The sequence below is a fragment of the Neptuniibacter sp. genome (genome assembly GCF_024231755.1).
Lineage (GTDB): Bacteria > Pseudomonadota > Gammaproteobacteria > Pseudomonadales > Balneatricaceae > Neptuniibacter.
The window spans coordinates 1-23,508 of record NZ_JAAEQH010000245.1 but is presented as its reverse complement, the minus strand read 5'-3'; the positions used below and the strand labels follow the sequence as shown (position 1 = coordinate 23,508).

23 protein-coding genes are annotated in these 23,508 nt (G+C 48.1%); 9 read left to right on the top strand and 14 right to left on the bottom strand.

What is annotated here, in order from left to right; all coding sequences use genetic code 11:
- From GY843_RS13220 to GY843_RS13200, 5 genes are all read left to right on the top strand, one after another.
- Positions 1–1,330, top strand: a 1,330-nt coding sequence (locus GY843_RS13220) for a hydrolase (protein WP_367183849.1), incomplete at its 5' end; no start/stop codon positions are given.
- Entirely contained in the window at positions 1,327–2,130 is an 804-nt protein-coding gene (locus GY843_RS13215) for a DUF1338 domain-containing protein (protein WP_297310398.1), read from the top strand. The genes GY843_RS13220 and GY843_RS13215, both read left to right, overlap by 4 nt.
- Positions 2,131–2,143: 13 nt before the next feature.
- Positions 2,144–3,181, top strand: a complete 1,038-nt coding sequence (astA, locus tag GY843_RS13210) for an arginine N-succinyltransferase (RefSeq protein ID WP_297310396.1) — start codon at positions 2,144–2,146, stop codon at positions 3,179–3,181.
- Positions 3,178–4,674, top strand: coding sequence for a succinylglutamate-semialdehyde dehydrogenase (astD, locus tag GY843_RS13205; protein WP_297310395.1), 1,497 nt, complete (start codon positions 3,178–3,180; stop codon positions 4,672–4,674). Before astA ends, astD begins: the two co-directional genes overlap by 4 nt.
- The gene (locus GY843_RS13200; RefSeq protein WP_297310393.1) at positions 4,671–6,026 is read left to right on the top strand and encodes an N-succinylarginine dihydrolase; all 1,356 of its coding nucleotides are present in this window, start codon (positions 4,671–4,673) and stop codon (positions 6,024–6,026) included. Before astD ends, GY843_RS13200 begins: the two co-directional genes overlap by 4 nt.
- Positions 6,027–6,581: 555 nt before the next feature.
- Here the strand turns inward: GY843_RS13200 and GY843_RS13195 are convergent.
- Both GY843_RS13195 and GY843_RS13190 read right to left on the bottom strand, forming a co-directional pair.
- Positions 6,582–7,946 (bottom strand): ATP-binding protein, encoded by a 1,365-nt coding sequence (locus tag GY843_RS13195; protein ID WP_297310391.1) that lies wholly within the window; start codon positions 7,944–7,946, stop codon positions 6,582–6,584.
- Positions 7,946–8,653 (bottom strand): response regulator transcription factor, encoded by a 708-nt coding sequence (locus tag GY843_RS13190; protein ID WP_297310388.1) that lies wholly within the window; start codon positions 8,651–8,653, stop codon positions 7,946–7,948. The genes GY843_RS13195 and GY843_RS13190 overlap by 1 nt, the downstream gene beginning before the upstream one ends.
- Positions 8,654–8,818: 165 nt before the next feature.
- On the opposite strand from GY843_RS13190, the gene GY843_RS13185 reads away from it, so the two are divergent.
- Positions 8,819–9,292, top strand: coding sequence for a Spy/CpxP family protein refolding chaperone (locus GY843_RS13185; protein ID WP_297310386.1), 474 nt, complete (start codon positions 8,819–8,821; stop codon positions 9,290–9,292).
- A gap of 105 nt (positions 9,293–9,397) precedes the next feature.
- Here the strand turns inward: GY843_RS13185 and GY843_RS13180 are convergent, their stop codons facing one another.
- From GY843_RS13180 to GY843_RS13135, 10 genes are all read right to left on the bottom strand, one after another.
- Positions 9,398–11,902 (bottom strand): EAL domain-containing protein, encoded by a 2,505-nt coding sequence (locus tag GY843_RS13180; RefSeq protein ID WP_297310384.1) that lies wholly within the window; start codon positions 11,900–11,902, stop codon positions 9,398–9,400.
- 218 nt (positions 11,903–12,120) lie between these two features.
- A complete protein-coding gene (gene trmB / locus GY843_RS13175; protein WP_297310382.1) occupies positions 12,121–12,864 on the bottom strand; it encodes a tRNA (guanosine(46)-N7)-methyltransferase TrmB in 744 nt (247 codons plus the stop codon).
- Positions 12,865–12,974: 110 nt separating this feature from the next.
- Entirely contained in the window at positions 12,975–13,769 is a 795-nt protein-coding gene (locus GY843_RS13170) for a thiazole synthase (RefSeq protein ID WP_297310380.1), read from the bottom strand.
- 55 nt (positions 13,770–13,824) lie between these two features.
- Entirely contained in the window at positions 13,825–14,025 is a 201-nt protein-coding gene (gene thiS / locus GY843_RS13165; protein ID WP_297310378.1) for a sulfur carrier protein ThiS, read from the bottom strand.
- Positions 14,026–14,029: 4 nt separating this feature from the next.
- A complete protein-coding gene (locus GY843_RS13160; RefSeq protein ID WP_297310376.1) occupies positions 14,030–14,410 on the bottom strand; it encodes a DUF423 domain-containing protein in 381 nt (126 codons plus the stop codon).
- A 171-nt stretch (positions 14,411–14,581) separates the two neighbouring features.
- Complete coding sequence (gene rpoH / locus GY843_RS13155) at positions 14,582–15,436, bottom strand: RNA polymerase sigma factor RpoH (RefSeq protein WP_297310374.1); 855 nt, start codon at positions 15,434–15,436, stop codon at positions 14,582–14,584.
- Between the two features lie 137 nt (positions 15,437–15,573).
- Entirely contained in the window at positions 15,574–16,617 is a 1,044-nt protein-coding gene (ftsX, locus tag GY843_RS13150; protein WP_297310371.1) for a permease-like cell division protein FtsX, read from the bottom strand.
- Positions 16,607–17,269, bottom strand: coding sequence for a cell division ATP-binding protein FtsE (ftsE, locus tag GY843_RS13145; RefSeq protein WP_297310370.1), 663 nt, complete (start codon positions 17,267–17,269; stop codon positions 16,607–16,609). Before ftsE ends, ftsX begins: the two co-directional genes overlap by 11 nt.
- A 29-nt stretch (positions 17,270–17,298) precedes the next feature.
- Positions 17,299–18,597: a signal recognition particle-docking protein FtsY gene (ftsY, locus tag GY843_RS13140; RefSeq protein ID WP_297310369.1), complete on the bottom strand. Its 1,299-nt coding sequence runs from the start codon at positions 18,595–18,597 to the stop codon at positions 17,299–17,301.
- Positions 18,598–18,657: 60 nt separating this feature from the next.
- On the bottom strand, positions 18,658–18,792 hold the full coding sequence (locus GY843_RS13135; protein WP_297310368.1) for a hypothetical protein: 135 nt from the start codon (positions 18,790–18,792) through the stop codon (positions 18,658–18,660).
- A gap of 104 nt (positions 18,793–18,896) precedes the next feature.
- Between GY843_RS13135 and GY843_RS13130 the strand changes: the two genes are divergently transcribed.
- Together GY843_RS13130 and rsmD are read left to right on the top strand one after the other, a co-directional pair.
- On the top strand, positions 18,897–20,090 hold the full coding sequence (locus tag GY843_RS13130; RefSeq protein ID WP_297310366.1) for a hypothetical protein: 1,194 nt from the start codon (positions 18,897–18,899) through the stop codon (positions 20,088–20,090).
- Positions 20,091–20,099: 9 nt separating this feature from the next.
- Complete coding sequence (gene rsmD / locus GY843_RS13125) at positions 20,100–20,741, top strand: 16S rRNA (guanine(966)-N(2))-methyltransferase RsmD (protein WP_297310364.1); 642 nt, start codon at positions 20,100–20,102, stop codon at positions 20,739–20,741.
- Positions 20,742–20,753: 12 nt separating this feature from the next.
- On the opposite strand, the gene GY843_RS13120 is transcribed toward rsmD, so the two are convergent.
- Both GY843_RS13120 and GY843_RS13115 read right to left on the bottom strand, forming a co-directional pair.
- The gene (locus GY843_RS13120) at positions 20,754–21,386 is read right to left on the bottom strand and encodes a TetR family transcriptional regulator (protein WP_297310363.1); all 633 of its coding nucleotides are present in this window, start codon (positions 21,384–21,386) and stop codon (positions 20,754–20,756) included.
- Between the two features lie 102 nt (positions 21,387–21,488).
- Positions 21,489–22,778: a M48 family metallopeptidase gene (locus GY843_RS13115; RefSeq protein WP_297310361.1), complete on the bottom strand. Its 1,290-nt coding sequence runs from the start codon at positions 22,776–22,778 to the stop codon at positions 21,489–21,491.
- A gap of 175 nt (positions 22,779–22,953) precedes the next feature.
- Here GY843_RS13115 and coaD point away from each other — a divergent pair, with 175 nt between their 5' ends.
- Positions 22,954–23,433, top strand: coding sequence for a pantetheine-phosphate adenylyltransferase (gene coaD, locus GY843_RS13110; protein ID WP_297310359.1), 480 nt, complete (start codon positions 22,954–22,956; stop codon positions 23,431–23,433).
- Positions 23,434–23,508: the final 75 nt, after the last annotated feature.

Here is a 23,508-nt window from a genome sequence, read left to right as displayed (position 1 = left end):
GGTTTCTGCTGGAAATCTGATTCCAACTCAGGAGGTTGCTATGGGTTATGCCGCGTACGATCAACATCACAAACTCAGTCAGGAAGAACAAAGGCTGCTCAACAAACTCGACACACAGCATAAGCATCAAGTTGCTCAGCTTATTCATCTAACCGAAATAAACAGCAGCTCTCTAAACCCTAAAGGGGTTAATCAGGTTGGAAAACTGTTCGCTGAAATGTTCACATCCATCAGTGATCAACATCAGCATATAAAGCTTCCACCCTGGCAGAGAATGGGTTTTGACGGGCAGATAGATGCTAAGCCTTTGGGAGATCTGTGGCGTTTCCGGAAGAGACCGGAAGCGCCTGTACAGATTTTACTAACAGGGCATCTGGATACAGTCTTTCCTATCAATAGTTCATTTCAAAAAGCTAGCCATACTTGTCATAACAGGCTCAATGCACCCGGTGCGGCAGATATGAAAGGAGGCATTCTAGTCATGTTTTCCGCCCTGCAGCTACTGGAACAACATCCTCATGCGAGCCATATCGGCTGGACAGTTCTGCTTAATCCGGATGAAGAGATCGGTTCTCCCGGCTCTGCAGAGATTCTTACAGAAGAGGCCCACAGACATCATCTGGGATTAATCTACGAACCCGCTTTACCGGATGGCAATCTGGCAGGAGAGCGAAAAGGCAGCGGCAACTTCAGCTTTGCAATTCATGGTCGTGCTGCACATGCCGGCAGGGAGCCAGAGAAAGGTCGCAATGCCCTAACACTAGCAGCAGAACTGATACTGCAACTTAATCAATTAAATGGCCAACGCCCGGAACTCACCCTGAATGTAGGCATGTTGAAAGGAGGAGAAACCACTAATCAGGTACCAGATCTGGCAGTCCTGAAATTCAATATCCGCATAAAAACCAAGGAGGATGCGGATTGGTGCCAACAACAGCTGCAAAAGATTGAGTATATGTTTAGCCAGAGGAATGGCTACAAAGTAGAACTGCACGGTGGGTTTGGGCGTATGCCCAAACAGTTTGATCCTGCCCATACAGCCCTATATGAACTGGTTCAGTCCTGCGCTTTGGATATCGGCGAAGAACTGCAATGGGTTGCAACTGGCGGGTGCTGCGATGGCAATAATCTCTCATCAGCCGGCCTGCCCAATGTAGACACACTGGGCGTTCACGGCAATTACATCCATAGCAGTGATGAATACGTTGAATTAAACAGTCTAACCAGCCGAGCAAAACTCAGCGCACTGATCCTGTTCCACCTCGCAAATCATGGCTTGCCTTTTAGCCATACCACACAGGCCAACAATCAAGGGAGAGCAAAGCGATGAACAAATCAGAACTGCTCGAGTTCCTTGATGAGATGTGGATGGATTACCTTCTACTCAACCCAGAAGCACATCAGATCCACCAGCTGTTCAGTGAACGTAATCCTGAAGTGGTCAATGATCACATCGCCCTACGCACATTCGACCTTCCTGCGGTCAATCTACAACGTATTGCACAACCGTTTATCAATGCTGGTTACCAGTGTGGTGGCGAATATCACTTTCCGGTAAAAAATCTCTATGCGCAGCACTTCCAGCATGATGACCCGGAACTACCCAAAGTCTTTATAAGCCAACTACTGACAAAATCGCTGAACGAAGAAAATTTGGACCTAGTAAATGACCTAATAAGTCATATCGACATCAACAGCCTTAAGAGTCCCGGGTTCTGCTATTCAGGACGTCACTGGCCATTGAGTTACAACCAGTACAAGCAGCTACTTCAGCAAAGCGAATACGCAGCTTGGGTAGCTGCTTTTGGCTTCCGCCCGAACCACTTCACCATTCTGGTCAATCGTCTAAGTTCACATAAAAGCATCGAAGAGGTTAATCAATTCCTCCAGGAACAGGGCTTTGAGTTGAATGATGCAGGAGGACTTGTAAAAGGCGGGCCCGATGAATATCTGGCGCAATCGTCTACCCGCGCTAACAAAGTACAAGTCAGTTTCAGCGACCAGAGCGCCGAGATCCCCAGCTGCTACTACGAATTTGCACTACGCTATCCATTAGCAGACGGTCATTTATATCAGGGCTTTGTTGCAGCATCTGCCGATAAAATTTTTGAGAGTACCGATACGCGTTAGGAGGGTTTGAGCTATGTATTACATCCGCCCTATAGCATTAACCGACCTGGAAACACTACACGAGATCGCTGTAGAATCAGGCCCCGGTTTTACCTCGCTGCCCGAGAACTTAGAGCTGCTTACTGAAAAGATTGAGCGCAGCTTGAATGCCTTGGAGCAACAGATAGAAAAATGTGGCCCGGAGAGCTATCTGTTTGTTCTAGTTAACCTTGAAACCAACAGCGTTGTCGGCACCACGGGCATTGAGGCATCAGTCGGGCTTGAATCTCCCTGGTATCACTACCGCTTAGGTACAGTGGTACATGCCTCCCGCGAACTGGAGATCCATAATCAGTTCAACACCCTCTACCTATGCAACGACTACACAGGCTGTTCAGAAGTCTGCACCCTCTACCTTAAACCCGAGCACCGACATTCAAACAATGGCAGCCTTCTTTCTAAAAGTCGTTTCCTGTTTATGGCCGAACATCCACAACGTTTCTCTGAACGTGTTATCGCGGAGATGCGAGGGTTTTCCGATGATCAGGGCCGCTCCCCCTTCTGGGAAGGCTTAGGCCGCAGATTCTTTGCTATGGACTACTCTGAGGCAGATTACCTAACCGGTTCAGGCAACAAGGCTTTCATCGCCGAACTGATGCCGAAATACACCATTTATATCCATCTGTTACCACAGGAAGCGCAGGATGTGATCGGGCGGGTTCACGCCAATACGGAACCCGCCCGGAAGATGCTAGAAAATGAAGGCTTTCGCTTTGAAAACTATGTGGACATCTTCGACGCAGGTCCCACGATCACGGCCCCGCTGCAAAAGATCCGCGCTATCCGCGAAAGCCGCTATGCTAAAGCGAGAGTTATCGCTGATCTGCAACATCAGGAGCCACAAAATTGGTATCTACTCAGCAATACACAGGAAGAAGGTTTTCGCTGTTGCCTGAGCCAATTAGAAGACCGACAAGGCATTACAGAGATAAGTGATTCAGTAGCGGATGCATTGCAAGTTAAAGATGGTGACACCATCCGTATAGTTGAACTTAAAGGGAGACGACCATGAATCCACAAGCCTCACTGTTCATTAACGGTGAATGGATACAGGGGAATGGTGACGAGATGGAATCACTCAACCCAGGTAACAGCGAAAGGATTTGGCACGGCTATTCCGCTACCGATGACCAGGTCGATCAGGCGGTTACTGCAGCAATCCGCGCCTTTCCACACTGGTCTGAACTTACCCTAAAGCAACGCGCACAATACCTGATCCACTTCACCGAACTGATCGACCAGTACGCCGAACTATTAGCAGATACTATTGGTCAGGAAACTGGTAAACCCCTATGGGAAGCCAAAACTGAAGTGGCTGCGCTGAAAGGCAAAGCGGCACTCACCATCAAAGCTTATCAACAACGCTGCCCTACCGAAGAAAGCACCACAAATGGCGTACGCTCGATTCTCGGCCATCGCCCACACGGTGTCGTTGCGATTTTTGGTCCCTACAATTTTCCTGCACATCTGCCCAACGGGCATATCATGCCTGCCTTACTCGCGGGTAACACGGCAGTACTCAAACCTAGCGAACTCACCCCGAGAACAGCAGAGCTCATGTTACATATCTGGCAGAAGGCAGAACTGCCAGACGGGGTACTGAATCTGGTACAGGGCACCAGAGAGACCGGTGCAGCACTCGCCGGACATCCGTCCATTAACGGACTTTACTTTACCGGCAGTGCTGCCACCGGTTGCTATCTGCATCAGCAGTTTGGGGGCCATCCAGAAAAAATTCTGGCATTGGAGATGGGGGGGAATAATCCGTTACTGGTCACTCAGACTCATAATCTTGCCGCGGCGGTCTACAACACCATTCAATCTGCTTACATTACCGCAGGACAACGTTGCACCTGTGCCCGCCGCCTTCTTGTCCCCGAAGGGAAAGATGGCGACCAGTTCATCAAACACCTAACGAAAGCTGTGCAAAAGATAGAAGTGGGTACTTACAATCAGGAACCACCTCCATTCATGGGTTCACTGATCAGTCAGAACGCCCTAACCATGATGCTTAATGCTCAGGAGAAGCTTGTAGAACAAGGCGCTGAACCGTTGATAATGATGCAGCGCTTCAGCGACCGCAGCGCCATGCTCAGTCCCGGCCTGATAGACTGTACTGCAATAGATAACCCAGATGATGACGAATACTTTGGCCCTCTATTGCAGGTTTACCGGGTGAAAGACCTCCGCCATGCAACCGAGCTGGCAAACCATACCCGTTACGGCCTCTCTGCCGGGGTTCTCAGTGATGATCCTAAAGTCTTCGAATACTTCCAGCGCCATGTGCGGGCGGGCCTGATTAACTGGAACCGCCCTCTAACCGGCGCATCCAGCGCAAGACCATTTGGTGGAACAGGTATCAGCGGTAACAGCCGCCCTAGCGCTTGGTATGCAGCCGACTACTGTGCCTACCCCGTTGCCTCAATGCAGTCCGAACAGATGGATTTCCCCGACGAGTTACCCCCCGGAATCCATATTGAAGATCATATCTGGATCGACAAATGAGCCGTGTTCAGGACAGTACTCTCGATTGCGTGCTGAATCTGGATGGTCTGGTTGGCCCTAGTCACAATTATGGAGGCCTAGCCCTCGGCAACATTGCCTCTTCCAAACATAAAGGAGAGGTTTCATCTCCCCGCGCAGCAGCACTGCAAGGGCTAGAGAAGATGTGGCATCTACACCAGATAGGTATTCCCCAAGGCTTACTGCCACCGCAACAACGCCCTGACCTGAGTCTGCTGCATAGTGCTGGGTTTACAGGTTCAACAGAGCAGATGCTGAGCGCAGCATACAAACAGGCTCCACACCTACTAGAAGCCTGTTACTCTGCGTCATCAATGTGGGCAGCCAACTCAGCTACAGTTACCGCTTCTGCCGATAGTACAGATGGCAAGCTACACTTCACCCCAGCAAACCTTATAAGCACCCTGCACCGCTCCCGTGAAGCCATCGAAAATGGTTTCTTTCTGCAACACTGTTTCAATGAGCCCGTGCTGTTTACCCATCATCCTCCACTGCCGACACAATATGAGTTTTCTGATGAAGGTGCTGCCAATCATATCCGTCTCTCCGACCCTAATGGCGAAGGCGCTATAAACCTGCTTATCTATGGGCGAGAAGCAACAGAGAAACAATCAGGCCACTACCCCGCTAGACAGAGTAAACTCGCCTGTGAAAGTCTGATCCGCCGTCACCAGATCCATCAAAATAAATCTCTGTTGCTACAACAGCATCCGGAAGCGATTCAACACGGCGCATTTCATAACGACGTAGTCGCAGTGGGGCAAAGCAATTTTCTGCTACTGCATGAACAAACCTTCTCCTCTCAAGCACAGGCCATTGAACAGTTAAAACAGCTTAGTGAAAGCTGGAATAAACCGTTGGTTATCTTTGAAGTCGGCAGTAAAGATCTAAGCCTTGACGAAGCCATTGCCAGCTACCTGTTCAATAGCCAGCTGGTTACAAAACCCTCTGGGGATATGGTGATGATCGCCCCAGAAGATAGTCGGGAAAATCCTGCTGCTAATAAGATTTGTGATCGTATATTGGCAGAAGATAACCCTGTGAGTGAAATCACCTTTCTGGACCTCAGACAGAGTATGAATAACGGCGGTGGACCTGCTTGTTTACGCTTAGCTGTTCCCATTACAGAAAAGGAGTTAGACGCAGTATACCCCGGCATTCTGCTGGATGAAGCTCTCTACCAACGTTTGAAGCAGTGGGTTAATCAGCACTACAGAGATCGATTGAGTGCAGATGATCTTAGGGATATTCATCTAGCACGGGAAATTTATGCGGCCTTGGAGGAGTTAAGTTCGATTCTGAAGATTCAGCATCTTTATCCGTTTCAACGGTGATTCTTATGTTCTCTGATTTACTTGCATACTATCGGCATGCAAGCTCGCCTTCAGCAGAAAACATCTTATTCGCCGAAGGCGAAGATAAGGGGCGCTACTGAGCTCCCCTTATCAATCCCCTGCAGCCCCACTACTTGTCGGGCTCCGCCCGATACCTTGCGTTTCTCATTTGACCCAGCGAGCTTGTAAACTCGTCACTTTGCTCCTCAAACAAACAAGCTCTTATGTCTGGTTCAAACTGCGATACTCAGCTGCACAGAGGGGATCATCACCGTGCCGTATTTAATCTCTGAAACCCGAACCAAAACAATGGCACCAAAACCTCCGATCTGCGCAGCCGAGCATTGCAGATTTTTCGTGATGAAAGGCGAGGACTGTCTGAGGAACGGAGTGACGAGTTCCGCAGCCTCACGAAAAATCGAAACGCGCAGGGAAGTTGGCAAAGCCAACCTAGCAGTTGGGCTGCAGAGGGATCCTTAAGGGAGAAATGAGCATTTCTCCCTTGAGGGCCGAAAGGCCTATTCTTAAATAACTCTTACCAAAACAAAGGAAGAGTTATCCCTTCTCACAAGGCACCCCAATCCGAACTTCCAATCCCCCATCAGGATGATTTCTAAGACTTAGCTCACCGCCCAAGCGCTCTATCGCTCGCTGAGCAATACTCAGCCCTAATCCGTAACCTTCATTTTGACTATTGCCACGGAAGAAAGGATCACACAATTGAGATAGCTGATCATCAGTCACACCCTGTCCATGATCACGGATAACTACGACACACTGATCGGCTTTATCCACAGACAGATCAATCTCCACATCTTCAGCGGTATGCTTGCAGGCATTCCCCAGAATATTATTCAGAGCTCGCTCCAGTAGTTTTCTATTTACGCTAACTGAACAATCACTGAGTTGATGCAGGTTAAAGGTTCGTTTCGGATAGGCGAAGCGAGCATCATCGACCATCTCTTTCAGCAACTCCGCAAGTTTTACGGATTCTCCAGAAACTTCCTCTTGCTCAAGGCGAGAAAGCGATAGGATCTCACCAATCAACTGGTCGAGGCGCTGACATTCACGGCTTATCCGGGCAACAACCTTGTCATCCTCTCCCATCTTCTGTTCCGCCAAACCCGCTGCAGCCTGCAGGCGTGCCAGCGGTGCTCTCAGTTCGTGGGAAACATCCTGCATTAGACGTTGATGAGAATTTATCGTCTGCTGAACATAGTCGGCCATACGGTCGAAGTCACGGGCCAACTCACCTAACTCATCGCCACGCTTATGGAGCGGCTCATCGGTACGCCGGTCAAGTTCACCGCTGTAGATCGCCTGAGTGTGCTCACGCAGCCGATTTAAAGGGCGCACGATAATCGTAGAGACTAAAAGTGCACCAAGACCCGAAACCAGAAGGATCAATACCATTTGTACTGAGAGGATGGTATTCAGCATATGCGCTACAGGGGAACGCCTGAAACTCTGATCCAGATCTACTTGATAGAGGCGGCCGCTCTCAGAACGCAGATTGAAACTGAATTTATCATCTTCATCACAGGCCAACATGGAACCTGAAACCACATCCTGGCCTAGTTTAAGATCGGTTATCAGCACACGATCCGCCACGCTCCACATATCCCTGAAGCGCGGATGACGATGATGAGGTGGTGGCGGCCTTCTATCATGATCCCGGAATGATCGGAACTCATCCCGAGAGGGGCGAGACGGCAAAGGGCGAAGGCTCTCAAAGCCTCTACGCTCATAACGTTCTATCATTAACTCCGCATAGCCTTCAGCTTTAGCGGTGATCACCTCTTTAAAACGGTCCTTCTCTTTCACCAGTCCGATAACCAGAATGGTTCCAACTAATACAAGAAGACTCACCGCCCATATGGAGGCAAAGATTTTCCAGAACAGGCGTTTATACCACTTCATTATTCGCTCCGCACAAACTGATAACCAACCCCACGGATGGTTTTAATCAATTCCTGATCAGCAAACTGTTGTGCTAGTTTCTGACGTACACGGCTTACGTGTACATCTATCGCGCGATCATAAGCAGCAAGCTTTCGGTGAAGAACCAGCTCTGTTAACTGCTCTTTACTTAAAACAGAACCGGCATTTGCCAGAAGATAAGCCAGAACATTAAATTCAGTACCAGTCAGCTCTAGCTCTTCACCCTGAATACTTGCCTCACGCAAGCCAGGATCAAGATGAATACCCGCCACTTCCACAGGCCGGTCAGGAAAGAGCGTTGTACGCTGTTGAGGTTCTGCACGACGCAATACAGCTCGAATGCGTGCCGACAGCTCTCGAGGGTTACAAGGCTTGCTAAGATAGTCATCCGCACCCATCTCTAATCCAAGAATGCGGTCAATATCTTCACCTCGGCCGGTTAGCATAATCACAGGGATCTGCACTTTAGGACGGATCTCCTGCAACAATTCCAGTCCGGTTTTTCCTGGCATCATCACATCCAGAATCATGAGCGCGTACCGCTCTGCACGCTGCAGTTTTTCAGCAGCCTGCTCGGCATCATGGGCGAACTCTACCTGAAATCCTTCATTGATCAGGTAATCCCCCAATAGCTCACAGAGCTCTACATCATCATCAACCATTAGCAGGCGTTGTTTATCAGTCATGATTCCGATCCTGAAATTTATCCACACTGAAATAATAATGGGTTTCCTACGCTAAAGCTGCCAACAGAAAACGCATTTACCAAACTTTACATCGCCTCAACCCAACTTATCAGTGACATCAACCACAATGGGCAACATCAAACGAGCAACATTAAGGACAGAACAATGCGTAAGAAGTTATTAGCAGGTATAACCGCAGCAACTATCGCCGTAGCAGGTTTAGGTTTCACTGTCGCACACGCTAAAGGCGGGCATCATATGGAACACCGTATGGAACACTTGGCGGAGAAGTTGGACCTGACTCCTGAGCAACAACAGCAATTGTCGGCATCTATGCAGGATAAAAAACAGCATATGCAGGACGCTATGCAGAACCGACGAGAGATCCGTAAAGAGCTGATGCAGCTGGACCCAAATGCCGCTGATTATCAGGCAAAGCTGGACAGTTTAGTGCATAGAGCGCAGGAACAGGCAAAGCAAATGGTTATCAAGAAAGCAGAGCATAAACAGGAACTTTACTCTGTATTAACTGACTCCCAGAAACAAGAGTTCAATGAACTACAGAGTAAATGGCAGGAAAAAATGGATAACCGCTTTGAAGATGGCGGACGCCACAAGCGAGGTAAGGGCTGCCACTAACAATTCCCCAGCCGGAGGAATAATTCCGGCTCACCCCATTTTTTGTCAGAAGCTCACCTGAATCCTTTCAGGGTTTGGCCAGTAACAGTTTGTTTCTGGCCTTTTTTAATTCTTCTTATACCAATACAGAAAGTCTTCTGCTGGCATCGGACGTGCAATCATATAACCCTGAATCTGATCACAGTTAAGCTCTTTCAATATTGCGTACTGGGTTTCTGCTTCGATACCCTCTGCAACCACACTCAAGCCCATCGCCTGGCTCATGTGAATGATGGAAGAAACAATAGTCCTGTCCATGGGGGAGTCTTCGATATTCATAAGAAAACTACGGTCTATCTTTAACACATCCAATGACATATTGCGGATGTAGCTCAAGCTGGAATAACCGGTACCAAAATCGTCAATCGCTATCGCAACACCCGCCTCACGAAGTTGATTTATTGTCGCACTAGTCTCTTCGAGGCAATGCAGGAAGCTGGTTTCTGTTAACTCAACTGAGAGCAAATGCGGAGGCAGTTTTTTCTCTTCCAGAGCCGTAATAATCTCTTCCGCCATATCCCTACGTTGCATCTGCTTTGCTGAAACGTTGATAGCAATCGGAATTTCATAGCCCGCTTCAAGCCATTTTGAACATTGATCAACCGCCTCACAGAGTACGAAATGACCGATCTGATCAATCAAGCCTAAATCCTCTGCCAACGGGATAAACTCAGCCGGAGAGATATAACCCATTAACGGGTGTTTCCAACGTATCAAAGCCTCAGCACCCACCGCTTTTTTATCCGCCACAGCAACCTTAGGTTGGTAATAAAGCTCAAACTGGTTGGTCTGAATAGCCTGATGCAGATCATTGGCCATACGGTAGCGGGATTGCACTTGCTGGTGCTGTTCGGAGGAGAAGAAACGGAAACTATTACGCCCAAAATCCTTAGCCTGTTTTACTGCAGCTTCAGCACATTGGAACAGCTCTTCAGGTTCTGTCGCATCTGTTGGAAAGAAACTTACACCCACACTAACGGTGAGCTTTATCTCTTCAGCTCCCACCATTATTGGCTGATTGATTGTGTTCAGCAGACGATTAAGAAACTCACTGACTGTGGTGTTATCTTCTACATCAGTAAGAATCATATTGAAGGAGTCACCACCAAAACGGGCAACGGTATCACCCTCTTCCAGAATTCCTTCAATACGCTTGCCCATCTCACGCAACACCTGGTCGCCAGCTTCCAAGCCAAAACGATCATTAACACGCTGGAAGAAGTCCATATCAAGAAACGCTAGGGCAACACGGTGATCATGCTCTTGAGCATAGCCCAATGATAATTTAAGCCTGTCACCAAACAACTTCCTGTTTGGGAGTCGAGTCAGCTCGTCAAAATACGCCAGTCGCTTTATACGCGCTTCTGATTTTTTAATCTCAGTTAGGTCAGAGAAGATGGAGGCATACTGACAGATCTCGCCACTATCATCTTCAATCGCTGTGATACTCAGCCATTCCGGGTAGATTGTGCCATTCTTACGTTTATTCCAGATCTCTCCCTGCCAGCTCCCCTTTTCCTGCAACGAGTTCCACATAACCTGATAGAACTCTTCATCATGACGACCAGAGCTGAGCATGTTTGGGTTTTTACCCAGAACTTCCCACTCTTCATAACCGGTGATTTCAGAAAAAGCAGGATTCACCCGTTGAATACGTGCATTCCGATCCGTAACAACAATCGCCTCCATTGAGGTTTCGATCACTTTGTCAGCGAGACGAAGATTATGCTGTGACAGCTCCAAAGCTCTATCACGCTCATTCAGCAACTCTTTAAGGCGATAGACATAATCCATCTCTACGTTACGTAGGATATCGCTGTAGGAGATTAGCCCCAGTACGTCACCATTAGGCCGCTTAACCCCAAGATGATGGAAACGATGTTGGCGAAAAATTTTACGGGCGTTATACAGGCTGATGTCATGATCAATTGACACTAACGCACTGGATTTGAAACTGGAAAGAGGCTTATCTATCCCCCCTGCAACAAGGCGGGTGATCATGTCGTTCTCAGTAATAATACCTGTGACATTATCCCCACAGGTAATCAGAGCTGCAGAGTTACCTGTACTGCGCAGACGTTCAATAGCCGTTCGGACTGTTTCGGTATCTGGAATAATTAGAGAATCACGGTTTACCACTTCTGATACAGAACGTAGAAACAGATCGTGTTCCATACCCTGACTGTTGACCACATCCGTCTCAGAGATAATGCCACAAAGCAGTTCTGCGTCATCAACTACAACAAGATGCCTAAAACCTTCAGATAGAAATATCAGACCTGCATCATCAACGGTTTCATTACAGTTAATGGTTCTTACCGGAGCAGACATCCCCTCCGATACAGCAACTGAAGAGAGATCCAGATCCGCCAGGGTGAGACGCATAATATCCCGGCGAGTAATAACACCCACTGGCTTATCGCTTTTGGTTACCACTACACAACCGATGTTATGCGCAGCCATCTGCTCGACGGCAAGATCTACCTTATCGTCAGGGCGGCATGTAATCAGTTCCCTCTGGGCAACCTGTTGCACCAGAAGGTTTTCATACTGGTATGGAAAGTCTGACATCTATTTTTAACTTGGCCGTGATTATTATGTAACGAATAATACCCAACAACTTTCAAACATGTAAAGATAATTAAATCCCAGTAAACAAGGGACCTTCAAGACCACAAGTAAACAAACTTAAAACAGCTTAAACAAAAAAACCGGTATTAAACATACCGGTTTTTACTGAAGTAAATAGCTTCCCTTACGTAAAACTACGTAAATTCATCTCAGAAGAATCAAGTTGTTTTCTCAAACATCAGATCCCAGACCCCGTGACCCAATCGCTCACCACGTTTCTGGAATTTGGTAACCGGGCGCCATTCAGGCTGCGGTGAGTACTGACCTTCACCTGCAACATTTTGATAGCCTTCAGCGGCACTCATCACTTCCATCATATGTTCCGCGTAGTTTTCCCAATCCGTCGCCATGTGGAACACACCACCAACCCTCAGTTTGTTACGCAGGGTCTGAGCAAATTCAGGCTGCACGATACGACGCTTATGGTGACGTTTTTTATGCCACGGATCAGGGAAGAACAGCTGAATGCAATCCAAAGATCCATCAGGAATACACTGGGCCAGAACCTCGATCGCATCATCACAAAAGACGCGGATATTACCCAGACCTTCCTTTTCTGCATTGCTCAACAAGCGACCAACACCTGGGCGATGTACTTCGATACCTATATAGTTTTTTTCCGGCTGATCTTTTGCCATCTCCACAAGAGAATCACCCATACCAAAGCCAATCTCGAGAACGACAGGCGCTTCACGGCCGAACACCTCCGCCAGATTAAGCTTACCCTGCTCCAATTCCAGCCCCATCTGCGGCCACACATCTGCCATCGCCTTCTGCTGCCCTTCTGTCATACGACCTGCGCGCAGAACGAAGCTCTTAACCGTACGCATATGTTTCTGCTCAGACGGTTGCTCGGAAGTGGATTCAGGGGATTGCTGTTCGAGGTTGTTCTCTTCTGACATCTGTTCTGACCTTGATAAAACAAAGCAGCCTGACCAAATCAGTCAGGCTGCCGGATTAACCCGTTGTTAGAGATTCCTGCTTCCGCAGAAATAGCATTACTTACCTACAATTACTTACCTACAATTGTACCTTCCATCGGAGAAGATGCACTTGCATACTTTTTACGCGGCATACGACCCGCAAGAAAAGCTTCACGACCCGCTTCAACCGCCTTCTTCATTGCTGAAGCCATCAGGATTGGGTTCTGTGCTCCCGCGATTGCAGAGTTCATCAGGACTGCTTCACAACCCATCTCCATCGCAACGGCTGCTTCTGAAGCCGTACCTACACCCGCATCAACCAGCACAGGAACTTTACAATCTTCCATAATCACGTTGATGTTATGCGGGTTTAGGATACCCAAACCAGAGCCGATCATTGAACCCAGCGGCATAATGGACACACAACCTAGATCTTCAAGCTCTTTCGCCACGATTGGATCATCACTGGTGTAAACCATTACCTTAAAACCATCACGAACCAGTTCATCAGCAGCCTTAATGGTCTCGACCACATTCGGGTACAGGGTTTTCTGATCACCCAGTACTTCCAGCTTCACCAGATCATGGCCATCCATCAACTCACGCGCCAGTTTACAAGTACGCACTGCGTCGGCAGCGTTAAAGCAACCCGCTGTATTTGGCAGGATGGTGTACTTATCAGGCGATACCACATCCAGTAGATTTGGCTCATCAGGATTTTGCCCGATGTTAGTACGACGCACAGCTACGGTAACAATTTCAGCGCCACTGGCTTCAATTGCCAGACGGGTTTCTTCCAGATCTTTATATTTACCTGTGCCGATCAGCAGACGTGAATTAAAACTCTGACCTGCAATAACCAATGGATCATTTAGCTGTGACATGAAGCATCCCAATTTTTTAATAATGTAATAGTTCTACTCTGGCGTTCCGATGGTATTAACCACCACCAATCGCATGAACAATCTCTACTCTGTCGGACTCTTTGAGTACAGTTTCTACATGTTCACTACGCGGAATAATTTCCAGATTAAGCTCAACAGCGATACGTTTTTCGCCTAATTCAAGCTGTTCAACCAAACCAGTCAGGGTGATACCATCCTGCACCTGCAGCATCTCACCATTCACCTGAATCTGCATTGATTTATCTCCTGTTAGATACAATTGCGGCGTAAGCCAATAAGCCCCAGCCCACCAGAAATGCGACGCCACCGATCGGGGTTATCGCCCCAAGTGAACGTATTCCGGTTATAGCCAGAAGATAAAGGCTACCGCTAAACAGAAGGATCCCCAGGCTAAAAGCCACACCTGCCCAACGTAAAGGCTTCTCTTCAACCCATTGAGGCGTAAGCACCAAAAACAGCAAAGCAAGGGTATGATAGAACTGATACTCCACTCCGGTCTGATAAACCAGATAAAGAGCCGGTTCCAGTTGGCTTTTCAAGCCATGGGCACCAAAGGCCCCCAAAACAACGGCTAAAAAACCACTGACTGCCGCTATCAGCAACAAACTCTTTTTTTGCATAGGGAATCCATATCAAACGAGCAGGGATTATACCGAAAATAGTACAGTTACCGAAGGGCACAAAGGAGAAACTAATTTAATCGTGCAGACATCGATAAATAGCAATCTCTCCCACTATAAAGCGGGCATAAAAAAGCCGCTAATCAGCGGCTTTTTTATGCAAAATGAAGCTTATGCTTCCATGGTGACGCGAATCTTCTTCATCGCGCTCTTCTCCAACTGCCTTATACGCTCAGCAGAAACGCCGTATTCGGCAGCCAGCTCATGCAGTGTGGATTTATCATCGGTCAACCAACGGCGCGCCAGGATATCCTTACTACGCTCATCAAGCTGTTCCATTGCCATCATCAGGCGACGCTGAGAGTCCTGCTCCCAGTTAGAATCTTCAACCAGCAGCGACGGATCAGCGCTCTTATCTTCCAGATAGTGAGCAGGAGCCCAAGCTGCCTGTTCATCATCAGCACCTTCCGGCGCATCAAAAGCAGTATCAACGGAAGCCATACGGCCTTCCATCTGACGAACAGTTTTAGCTTCTACGCCCAGATCTTCAGCGATGGCATTTACTTCATCGTTGGTCATCCAGCTCAGACTCTTCTTTTTAGAACGCAGGTTGAAGAACAACTTACGCTGAGCCTTAGTTGTCGCAACTTTAACGATACGCCAGTTACGTAGAATAAATTCGTGCATCTCGGCTTTTACCCAGTGCACTGCAAATGAAACCAGACGTACACCCATGGTTGGGTCGAAACGCTTAACGGCTTTCATCAGGCCCACGTTACCTTCCTGGATAAGGTCACCCAAAGGCAGACCATAACCGGAGTAAGTTTTTGCAACGTGAACAACAAAACGCAGGTGTGACATAACCAAGCGGCGGGCCGCCTCTACGTCACCATCAAAATGCAGGCGCTCACCCAGAGAACGTTCCTCTTCAACGCTCAAAACCGGAATCGCTGTAACAGTCTGTACATACGCATCCAAATTCTGGCCAGGAGAAAGGTTTTCAACAACTTGTAAGCTAGTGCCCATTAATACCTCACATCATTCTGCAAAACGTCGCAGATATGACTTATATCCAATACAAAAGTTCAAACAAAATACTGCTAATTAACGCAGCGGACCGAAAAATATAGAGGAGATAAAGATAAAACGCAAATATGACAGGACTATTTCGGTTCGATATCCCGCAGATGACGGCTAACCGCTAGCTTTGCTCCGAATAACCCCAGCAGAACACCTGCCGCTACAAGAAACAGGCTATCACTGAAACCCAGCCCTTGCAGAACAAAACCACTTTCGTACAAAGCAGCTAGTTGCCCTACAGGCTCAGCCAGAAGCAGTAAACTTACCTGAACACAGAGCCAGGCGATAACAGCCCCCAGCAGGCCAAACCAAAAGCCCGTATAAATAAAGGGGCGACGAACCCATGCATCGGTAGCTCCGACCAGTTTCGACACCTGGATTTCATCCTTCCGGTTCTCAATTGAGAGACGGATTGTATTGCCGACCACCAGCAACACAGACAGCGCTAATAGTGCACCTAAAACAAGAACCACCCGGTTGGCCAGCTCGACAAAAGAGGCCAGCCGCTCAACCCAGATCATATCTAATACGACCTCATCGACCTCTGCGAGCTGTTGCAGCTCATTCTGTAGTTTAATCAGCGCCTGTTTCTGATTATCTACCGGCTGCACCACCACAACTGCAGGCAGTGGATTGTCATCGAGAAATTCAAGCACATCACTTAGACCGGAGATTTTCTGGAATTCATGCAATCCCTGATCTTTGGTTACTAGCTCCACAGCGATCAAATCCTGCCGTAGCAGCATTTTCTGGCTAAATGCCTCGGACTCCGCATCACTCAGGGTCTTTTGCAGATAAAGCGAGATGCGCGGATCACCCTTCCAGTCTCCACTCAGTTGATGCACATTTTTCAGTCCAACAAACATCAAACCCGGTAGCGCCAGGGCAATAGCCAGAACCGCCAGCGTCATCAGACTTGGCAGCGGCGTCAATAGCAGACGACGAAAGGATTCACGGGCCGTGATTTTATGATGGCGCAGCCAGCTACGGCTATGTGCCGCCAGATCAATTTTGTGTTTAGCTGCACCTTTGGATGAAGCTGGTGCCGTAGGCGCTGCAGGCTGAGGACGTTGCTCGCGTACTGCACCACGAATAGGTGGTTTGCCTGGTTCCCGGTTAGAAGCCATCGCGCAGCATCCTCCCCTGATCCAGAATCATTGTTCGGTGCCCCATACGTGAGATCAGCGCCAGATCATGGCTCGCTATCAGTACTGTAGTGCCATGACGATTAAACTCCATAAACAAGCTCATGATCTCCGCAGACAGTTTGGGATCAAGGTTACCTGTAGGCTCATCGGCAAGCAGTACTTGAGGCTTATGGACAATGGCGCGGGCAATGCCGATACGCTGCTGCTCACCTGTGGATAAAGTAATAGGGTTCAACTTCTCTTTATGTAGCAAACCCACTTTATCTAGGGCTGCACGGACACGTTTACCGGTGTCATCAGGATCATAACCGGAGATATTTAGCGGCAGGGCAACATTATCAAAGATAGTCCGATCGAATAGCAGTTGATGGTTCTGAAACACTACGCCAATGCGACGACGGTGATAAGGGATATCATCACGACTAAACTGTGCAATATCCTGATTGGCGACCATCACCTGGCCTCGCGTAGGACGTTCCATCAGCATGATCAGCTTAAGTAGAGTACTTTTTCCGGCACCGGAATGACCGGTCAGGAAAGCCATTTCGCCTCTCTGCAGCGTAAAGTTCACATCACGCAGAGCATCGTGTCCCTCGGGGTAACGTTTACTGACGTTAGAGAAGCGAATCATAGGTAGCTTTTCACACCTGCCTTGCGCGCTTAATCAAACAGCGCGTCAACGAATTCCTGGGATTTAAACGGGCGTAGATCATCGATCTGTTCACCCACACCGATAAAGCGGATCGGCAGGTCCAGCTGTTTAGCGATAGCAAAGATAACACCACCTTTCGCTGTACCATCCAGCTTGGTCAGAGAGATACCTGTTACGCCAACACTGTCTTTGAAGATTTTCGCCTGACTTAGTGCATTTTGACCGGTGCCCGCATCCAGCACCAGCATCACTTCATGAGGCGCTTCTGGGGACAGTTTCTGCGTAACACGCACGACCTTTTCCAGTTCCTGCATCAGGTTGTCTTTATTCTGCAAGCGACCTGCAGTATCAGCGATCAGAACATCAATCCCCTTCGCCTGTGCAGATTGCACCGCATCGTAGATTACAGATGCTGAATCCGCCCCTGTATGTTGAGCGACAACAGGCACATCGTTACGATCTCCCCACACCTGCAGTTGCTCCACTGCCGCAGCACGGAAAGTATCACCTGCAGCCAGCATGACTGACTTGCCTTCTTTCTGGAATTTTTTCGCCAGCTTACCGATGGTCGTGGTTTTACCCACACCGTTTACACCCACCATCAGAATGACGTATGGCTGTTTACTGGTATCAATCTCCAGAGGTTGCTCTGACTGATGCAGAAGGTCCGCCAACTCAGCTTTTAATGCTTCCTGCAACGCCTGCGCATCACCCAGCTGTTTGCGAGCAACCTTATCGGTCAGGCGTTCAATAATCTCGGTTGTTGCCTCAACACCTACATCTGCCATCAGCAGCAGAGTTTCGATCTCTTCCAGAAGATCATCATCGATCTCTTTAGCGCCCAGGAACAGATTACCCAGCTGCTCAGTCAGGTTCTCTTTTGTCTTACTTAGACCCGACTTAATACGAGCAAAGAAGCCCTTTTTCTCTACCGGCGCCTCTTCCTGCTTAACTTCAGGCTCTGGCTGTACTTCTAGGTGCGATTCTGGCTGCGGTTCTGGTTCATGTGCAACCTCAACAACCTGTTCAGAAGCTGCCTCAACAGGAGCTTCTTCCGGCACAACTGCAGGTTCTGGCTCTGCGGCACGTTCCTCTACAGCGGCTTCATCTGCTGATATTTCAGCGGTAGCCTGTTCAGGTGTTTCATCTGCAACCTTCTCAACTACCTCAGCCTCAACACTGTCTTTCGGCTGCGGGCTCTCCTCTAGTTGAGGGCTTTGTTCCCGCTGAGGGCTCTCCTGTTCGGGTAACTGCTTCTCCGCTTCTTCAGCAGAGCCACCAAACATGGATTTCAGTTTTTTAAACATTTAACTTCCTCAATACTGCCGCTCTATAGCCACAGGTCTAAATCTTTATCTGTTCCGGACTCAGTCCAGAAAATCGTCACGATTAACGTATAAATAGATGGCAATCATCACGCCAAGCGATATAGCTGCACCAGCATAGGAGATAAGACTTGTATCCCAGCCGTTTTCAATAAACATTTCCTGCAGTGAAATCATCGCTCAGACTCATCTTTTTTTACTAAAAGCGATTACTAAAAACAGCAGCTCGCCAACAAAGTCTGGTATCTTATCACAGTGCTTTGGCTCAGAGACTACCCCTTATGGAAAATCAGTACCGCCCCTTTTTTAGTCGTAAACAGATCAATGCGCTGATGTGGTTCAGCCTGTTAGCGATCTTGATACTTTCCTCGTTAGGACCTAAAGCGGTGGAATACCAGAATATTGAGCATAACGATGCCAAAAACATCTATTGGATGGAGCTGGATGGGCAGCCTCTGACCTTGACCATGCTACTTCCTGCACGGCCAGCACTGAACGAAAATCAGCGCCAGCTACAACAACTAAAAGCTCAGATTCTGCAGAAACGTCTACGCGATAACGCAAGCCCTGCGTACAGTTTTTCGGTAACCCCTAGACAGGACCGTATTGAGCTAAACCTTAAGTGGGCAGCTGAGCAATCCCTGCCAGATATCAACAATATTCTTACAGCATTACAGCAGCCCGTAGAAACCAGCCGTTGGCAGGAAGCACTTAAAACCATAGAGGCAAGGGACTATCTGCAGAACCAAGCAACAGAACAACAAATTATTAATAAGTTCTTCTCCTCAATTCAGCACGAAAGCACACCGGTACTTTCGCAACTGGCAGGTTCGTTTAACGCTCAGTTTCAACAGATCCGATATGTGATCAGCGGTGATGAAGCCGATAATTATGCGGAACAACTGGAAGAGCTACTGACCGAGAGCACGTCACAAGTTGCACCTCTTTCGACTCCAACAGTCGCAGCTCAGGATATTAATCTCACCAATCCGAGTGATTCCCAGTACCGTATTCTGACTGGCGGACTGATTCCTCCTCGGAATCACGAAGAGTTTGTAGCCTACCGTTTGGCGGCACAGGTTCTGCAAGACCTATTTACCGAATACAAAGACCAACATGGGCTGGATTACCGTCTGCTCTGGGGCGCTCTGAACGTAACCGGTTATCAAGCCGTACTTCTCAGTTCAAAACAACACCTGCAACCTCTGTTACCTCAACTGCAGCAACTCATTACAGATGACTTGGTGGAGTTAAGCCAGAACCGGCTGGCCTATCAATGGGAAGAGCGCATGCGCGATAATCAAAATCAGGTACAGGCGATGAACCTGATCGCCTACTATGATCTGAGCCCCGACACACTGGAAGAATACATCGAGCAGATTCAGGATCAGGATATAGAAAAAGTGATCCAACTTGCCAAACAGGCGCTGCAAACCGATCAGCATATCAATATACTGCTCACCCCCACGCATTAAGGAAACATTATGGGTCGTCGTAATCCACCCCGCAGACCAAGTCAGAAAACCTCGCTTCCCAGTTCACAACTGCGGATTATCGGTGGTCAGTGGCGCGGAAGAAAACTGGAATTCTTAGCAGTGGATGGACTACGCCCTACGCCGGATCGTGTGCGTGAAACCCTGTTCAACTGGATTCAACCCTATGTACCCGGCGCACAGTGCCTGGATCTATTCAGTGGGAGTGGTGCGCTTGGCCTGGAAGCCCTATCACGGGATGCCGAAAGCATCACCTTTGTTGATATCAATTCAGTAACTGCACGCCAATTACAAAACAACCTGCAACAACTTAAAGCTCAGAATGCAGAAGTTATTCAAGCAGATGTTCTGCAGTGGTTGGAAACCCGCTTAACCGATCTGGAACCACGCTATGATCTGGTTTTTCTCGATCCGCCTTTCCATAAGGGATTAGTTGAACCCTGCTGCCAGTTACTAGAAAAGCATAATCTGCTCTCAGACCGAGCGATCATCTATGTAGAAACAGAGTCCGAGTTAGTGGATCCTGGTGTTCCTGAAAACTGGAGTGAGCATCGTCAGAAGAAGGCAGGGCAGGTAAGTTATCGCCTTTACTTCAGGGAATCGGATGCAGAAACTGAGCAGGTAACAGAGTAGGTTAAACCCACTTTAAACCTCAGACTTGTTTAACCCGTAGAGATAACCGGAAACAATCTGTTTGATATGTTTCTTTGTATCGATCAATTTAGGGTCAAGCTGCTGCACACTGGCAACGCTCCCCATAACCACAGCAAGAACCGAGGCGGGTAGCGGGTCCTTCTTCGCAGAAGGCTTTGCTCCAATCTGATTTTGCTTGCGGGCCTTTTTTATGATTTTTGTCAGTAGTTCAATCCAGTCACGTTGCTCAGCGTGAATCTCCGCCTCAATCGCTTTTAGCTCTGGTTCATAGTCACTACCCTGATGGAAAACACGCCAGATGCGCGCTGACTTTTCATCGTGCAGTACCAGATCACACCAATCGGCAACAAAGTCACCCAGCGAAAGCAGTGCATCCTGTCGCGCAGACTGAAGTTGATCGATATACAGATCATCAAGCGGCAGACGATACTCATGGTAGAGCGCTGCCACCAGATCAGCACGGTTTTTAAAGTGCCAATAGAGAGCCCCATGGGTCAATTCAGCCTCTGCTGCAACATCCTTTAGACTGGTACGGGAAATCCCCCTTTCAGCAAACAACCGTAGCGCTGTTTCCATAAGATGTTGGCGAGTCTGTTCAGCTTCTTCTTTTGTCCTGCGTGGCATAACGTCCTGAAAACTCCTTAAGTTGCCCTGCATTATATTAGTTCAGGGCAATTAAAGAGTTACAGAAAGGTTAAGTATTGCAGCGACAAGCAAACAAAACAGCTATCTAACCGATTGCACATCATCCAGATAGTAGCCACCTTCATACTTTTTCAGATCATCTATTTTCAAATTCTTAGGTAATTCAAACCGTGCCGCGAACACCTGACCCGGCTTGATATAACCCTTAACATGATCCACATAACGTTCAACTTTACCGTTACGTTTGACATATAACCCCATCACTAGGTTATTAAGCACGGGACCATTTTTAGCATAACGCCAACGGGTTTCCAGTTTATGCGTCCCCGCTTTACGTGATGATTCCAATTTTAGAGCGGATTGAACTGACCTAACAAACTGAGCCTGTTGTCCCTGCCGACGCTCCTCATGCTTAGCTTCTTGGTGCTGTACATAAGCCCCCAGAGCCGTACTCAGTAATGCCGCCACACCACCACCTTCACCCGCAGCAGTTTCCTTCGAGTTTTTACGCCAAAGTACGTTGTTATCAAGCAATTTAGCGTGGTTCGGGTTAATACGCCCTTTCTGGTAATAAGGCAGCACCGCTTTACCCACCCTCAGGTTTTCCTTATAACGCTCAGCATTTACCGGATGGGAATGGTGGAACAGTGCTCGTGCATTTCCCTGTTCTGCATACTTTCGTTGCCAGATACGGCTAGCCGCCAGCGGATCATAGCCAGCCAACGCCGAGTAGAGGATACCTACACGGTCAGCCTCTCTTTCACTTTCATGGGTGAAGGCTGCTTGGTAACCACTACGTCGCGCTGAATTAGAACCAGCTAGAGCACTGATCTGAGCATGAGTCTGACGTTCATACACATGGTTTGCCACCGTGTGAGCTATTTCATGGCCAATCACTGCAGCCAGCTCTGCATCATCCTTGAGTGTTTCCATCAGATTGGAATGCACAACTATATAAGTACCACCTGTGGTAAAAGCGTTAAATGAGTCGCGCTTAATTAGAACCGGCTTCCAGCGTTCATGCTTGAGATGAGAGATCTTATGAATCCGGTCAAATACTTTAACAAGTCGCAAATACTGGGATCGATTCACAGCGGCATTAATCGGACGTTTTTTCTGTTGCTCCTGCTGCAGTAACTTATCGATATAGGCATTGCCCTGCTTAATCTGTGCCGAACGATTCGCCATACTCAGTGTACGCTGGCCAGTTACACGGTCTCGCTCACTTACAGACTCGGCAACCTGATACAGACCCTGATCTACTTTTTTTAACGTCTGACAGCCCGCCAATACTGTCATCATCAGCGCAACTACTGTGATTCGAGCCCATGCCATACAATCGATACCTCTACGAATAACCATAAAAGACATATAGTCTTTTGTAATATTAAATCTATTTTTTATAACTGATCAACATCAACACATTCCATTATAGTATTTGTACCACCCGTACAATTCCTATAACATGCCGCACTTGCGAATATGCTAATTTATTAGAGTTTTGCTATATAGACTCTAAGCAGACAACAAGTGCTGTGAACCTAATATGAATACGGCTGTATATCCAGGAACATTTGATCCGATTACCAATGGCCATTCGGATCTGATTGAACGCGCTGCCAAGCTATTTGATGAAGTAGTTGTAGCGATTGCAGAAAGCCCTAAAAAGCGGCCAATGCTGCCTTTGGAGACACGTGTTGCGCTGGTTCAGGAAGTCACTGCACACCTAGGCAACGTTAAGATTGTTGGCTTTGATTGTCTATTAGCAGAGTTACTACAGCAACAGAACGCAAACATTATTTTGCGCGGTTTGCGTGCGGTTTCGGATTTTGAGTACGAGTTTCAGCTCGCTGCTATGAACCGACACCTGGCACCAAACGTAGAAAGTATATTTCTGACACCGGCAGAACATCTGTCTTTTGTCTCCTCTACGCTGATCCGTGAGATCTCTAGCCTAGGGGGAGATGTAAGCAAGTTTGTACATCCGTCTGTGTCTAAGGCCCTGACTGAGCACCTGGGCCAGTAACTGTTTAAACTAATGAGTGAGGTAGCCACCCATGGCATTAATCATTACTGACGAATGCATCAACTGCGATGTATG

Coding starts and splice junctions, on each gene's coding strand:
- GY843_RS13215 (WP_297310398.1), top strand. CDS start 1,327: ATGAACAAATCAGAACTGCTCGAGTTCCTTGATGAGATGTGGATGGAT.
- astA (WP_297310396.1), top strand. CDS start 2,144: ATGTATTACATCCGCCCTATAGCATTAACCGACCTGGAAACACTACAC.
- astD (WP_297310395.1), top strand. CDS start 3,178: ATGAATCCACAAGCCTCACTGTTCATTAACGGTGAATGGATACAGGGG.
- GY843_RS13200 (WP_297310393.1), top strand. CDS start 4,671: ATGAGCCGTGTTCAGGACAGTACTCTCGATTGCGTGCTGAATCTGGAT.
- GY843_RS13195 (WP_297310391.1), bottom strand. CDS start 7,946: ATGAAGTGGTATAAACGCCTGTTCTGGAAAATCTTTGCCTCCATATGG.
- GY843_RS13190 (WP_297310388.1), bottom strand. CDS start 8,653: ATGACTGATAAACAACGCCTGCTAATGGTTGATGATGATGTAGAGCTC.
- GY843_RS13185 (WP_297310386.1), top strand. CDS start 8,819: ATGCGTAAGAAGTTATTAGCAGGTATAACCGCAGCAACTATCGCCGTA.
- GY843_RS13180 (WP_297310384.1), bottom strand. CDS start 11,902: ATGTCAGACTTTCCATACCAGTATGAAAACCTTCTGGTGCAACAGGTT.
- trmB (WP_297310382.1), bottom strand. CDS start 12,864: ATGTCAGAAGAGAACAACCTCGAACAGCAATCCCCTGAATCCACTTCC.
- GY843_RS13170 (WP_297310380.1), bottom strand. CDS start 13,769: ATGTCACAGCTAAATGATCCATTGGTTATTGCAGGTCAGAGTTTTAAT.
- thiS (WP_297310378.1), bottom strand. CDS start 14,025: ATGCAGATTCAGGTGAATGGTGAGATGCTGCAGGTGCAGGATGGTATC.
- GY843_RS13160 (WP_297310376.1), bottom strand. CDS start 14,410: ATGCAAAAAAAGAGTTTGTTGCTGATAGCGGCAGTCAGTGGTTTTTTA.
- rpoH (WP_297310374.1), bottom strand. CDS start 15,436: ATGGGCACTAGCTTACAAGTTGTTGAAAACCTTTCTCCTGGCCAGAAT.
- ftsX (WP_297310371.1), bottom strand. CDS start 16,617: ATGGCTTCTAACCGGGAACCAGGCAAACCACCTATTCGTGGTGCAGTA.
- ftsE (WP_297310370.1), bottom strand. CDS start 17,269: ATGATTCGCTTCTCTAACGTCAGTAAACGTTACCCCGAGGGACACGAT.
- ftsY (WP_297310369.1), bottom strand. CDS start 18,597: ATGTTTAAAAAACTGAAATCCATGTTTGGTGGCTCTGCTGAAGAAGCG.
- GY843_RS13135 (WP_297310368.1), bottom strand. CDS start 18,792: ATGATTTCACTGCAGGAAATGTTTATTGAAAACGGCTGGGATACAAGT.
- GY843_RS13130 (WP_297310366.1), top strand. CDS start 18,897: ATGGAAAATCAGTACCGCCCCTTTTTTAGTCGTAAACAGATCAATGCG.
- rsmD (WP_297310364.1), top strand. CDS start 20,100: ATGGGTCGTCGTAATCCACCCCGCAGACCAAGTCAGAAAACCTCGCTT.
- GY843_RS13120 (WP_297310363.1), bottom strand. CDS start 21,386: ATGCCACGCAGGACAAAAGAAGAAGCTGAACAGACTCGCCAACATCTT.
- GY843_RS13115 (WP_297310361.1), bottom strand. CDS start 22,778: ATGTCTTTTATGGTTATTCGTAGAGGTATCGATTGTATGGCATGGGCT.
- coaD (WP_297310359.1), top strand. CDS start 22,954: ATGAATACGGCTGTATATCCAGGAACATTTGATCCGATTACCAATGGC.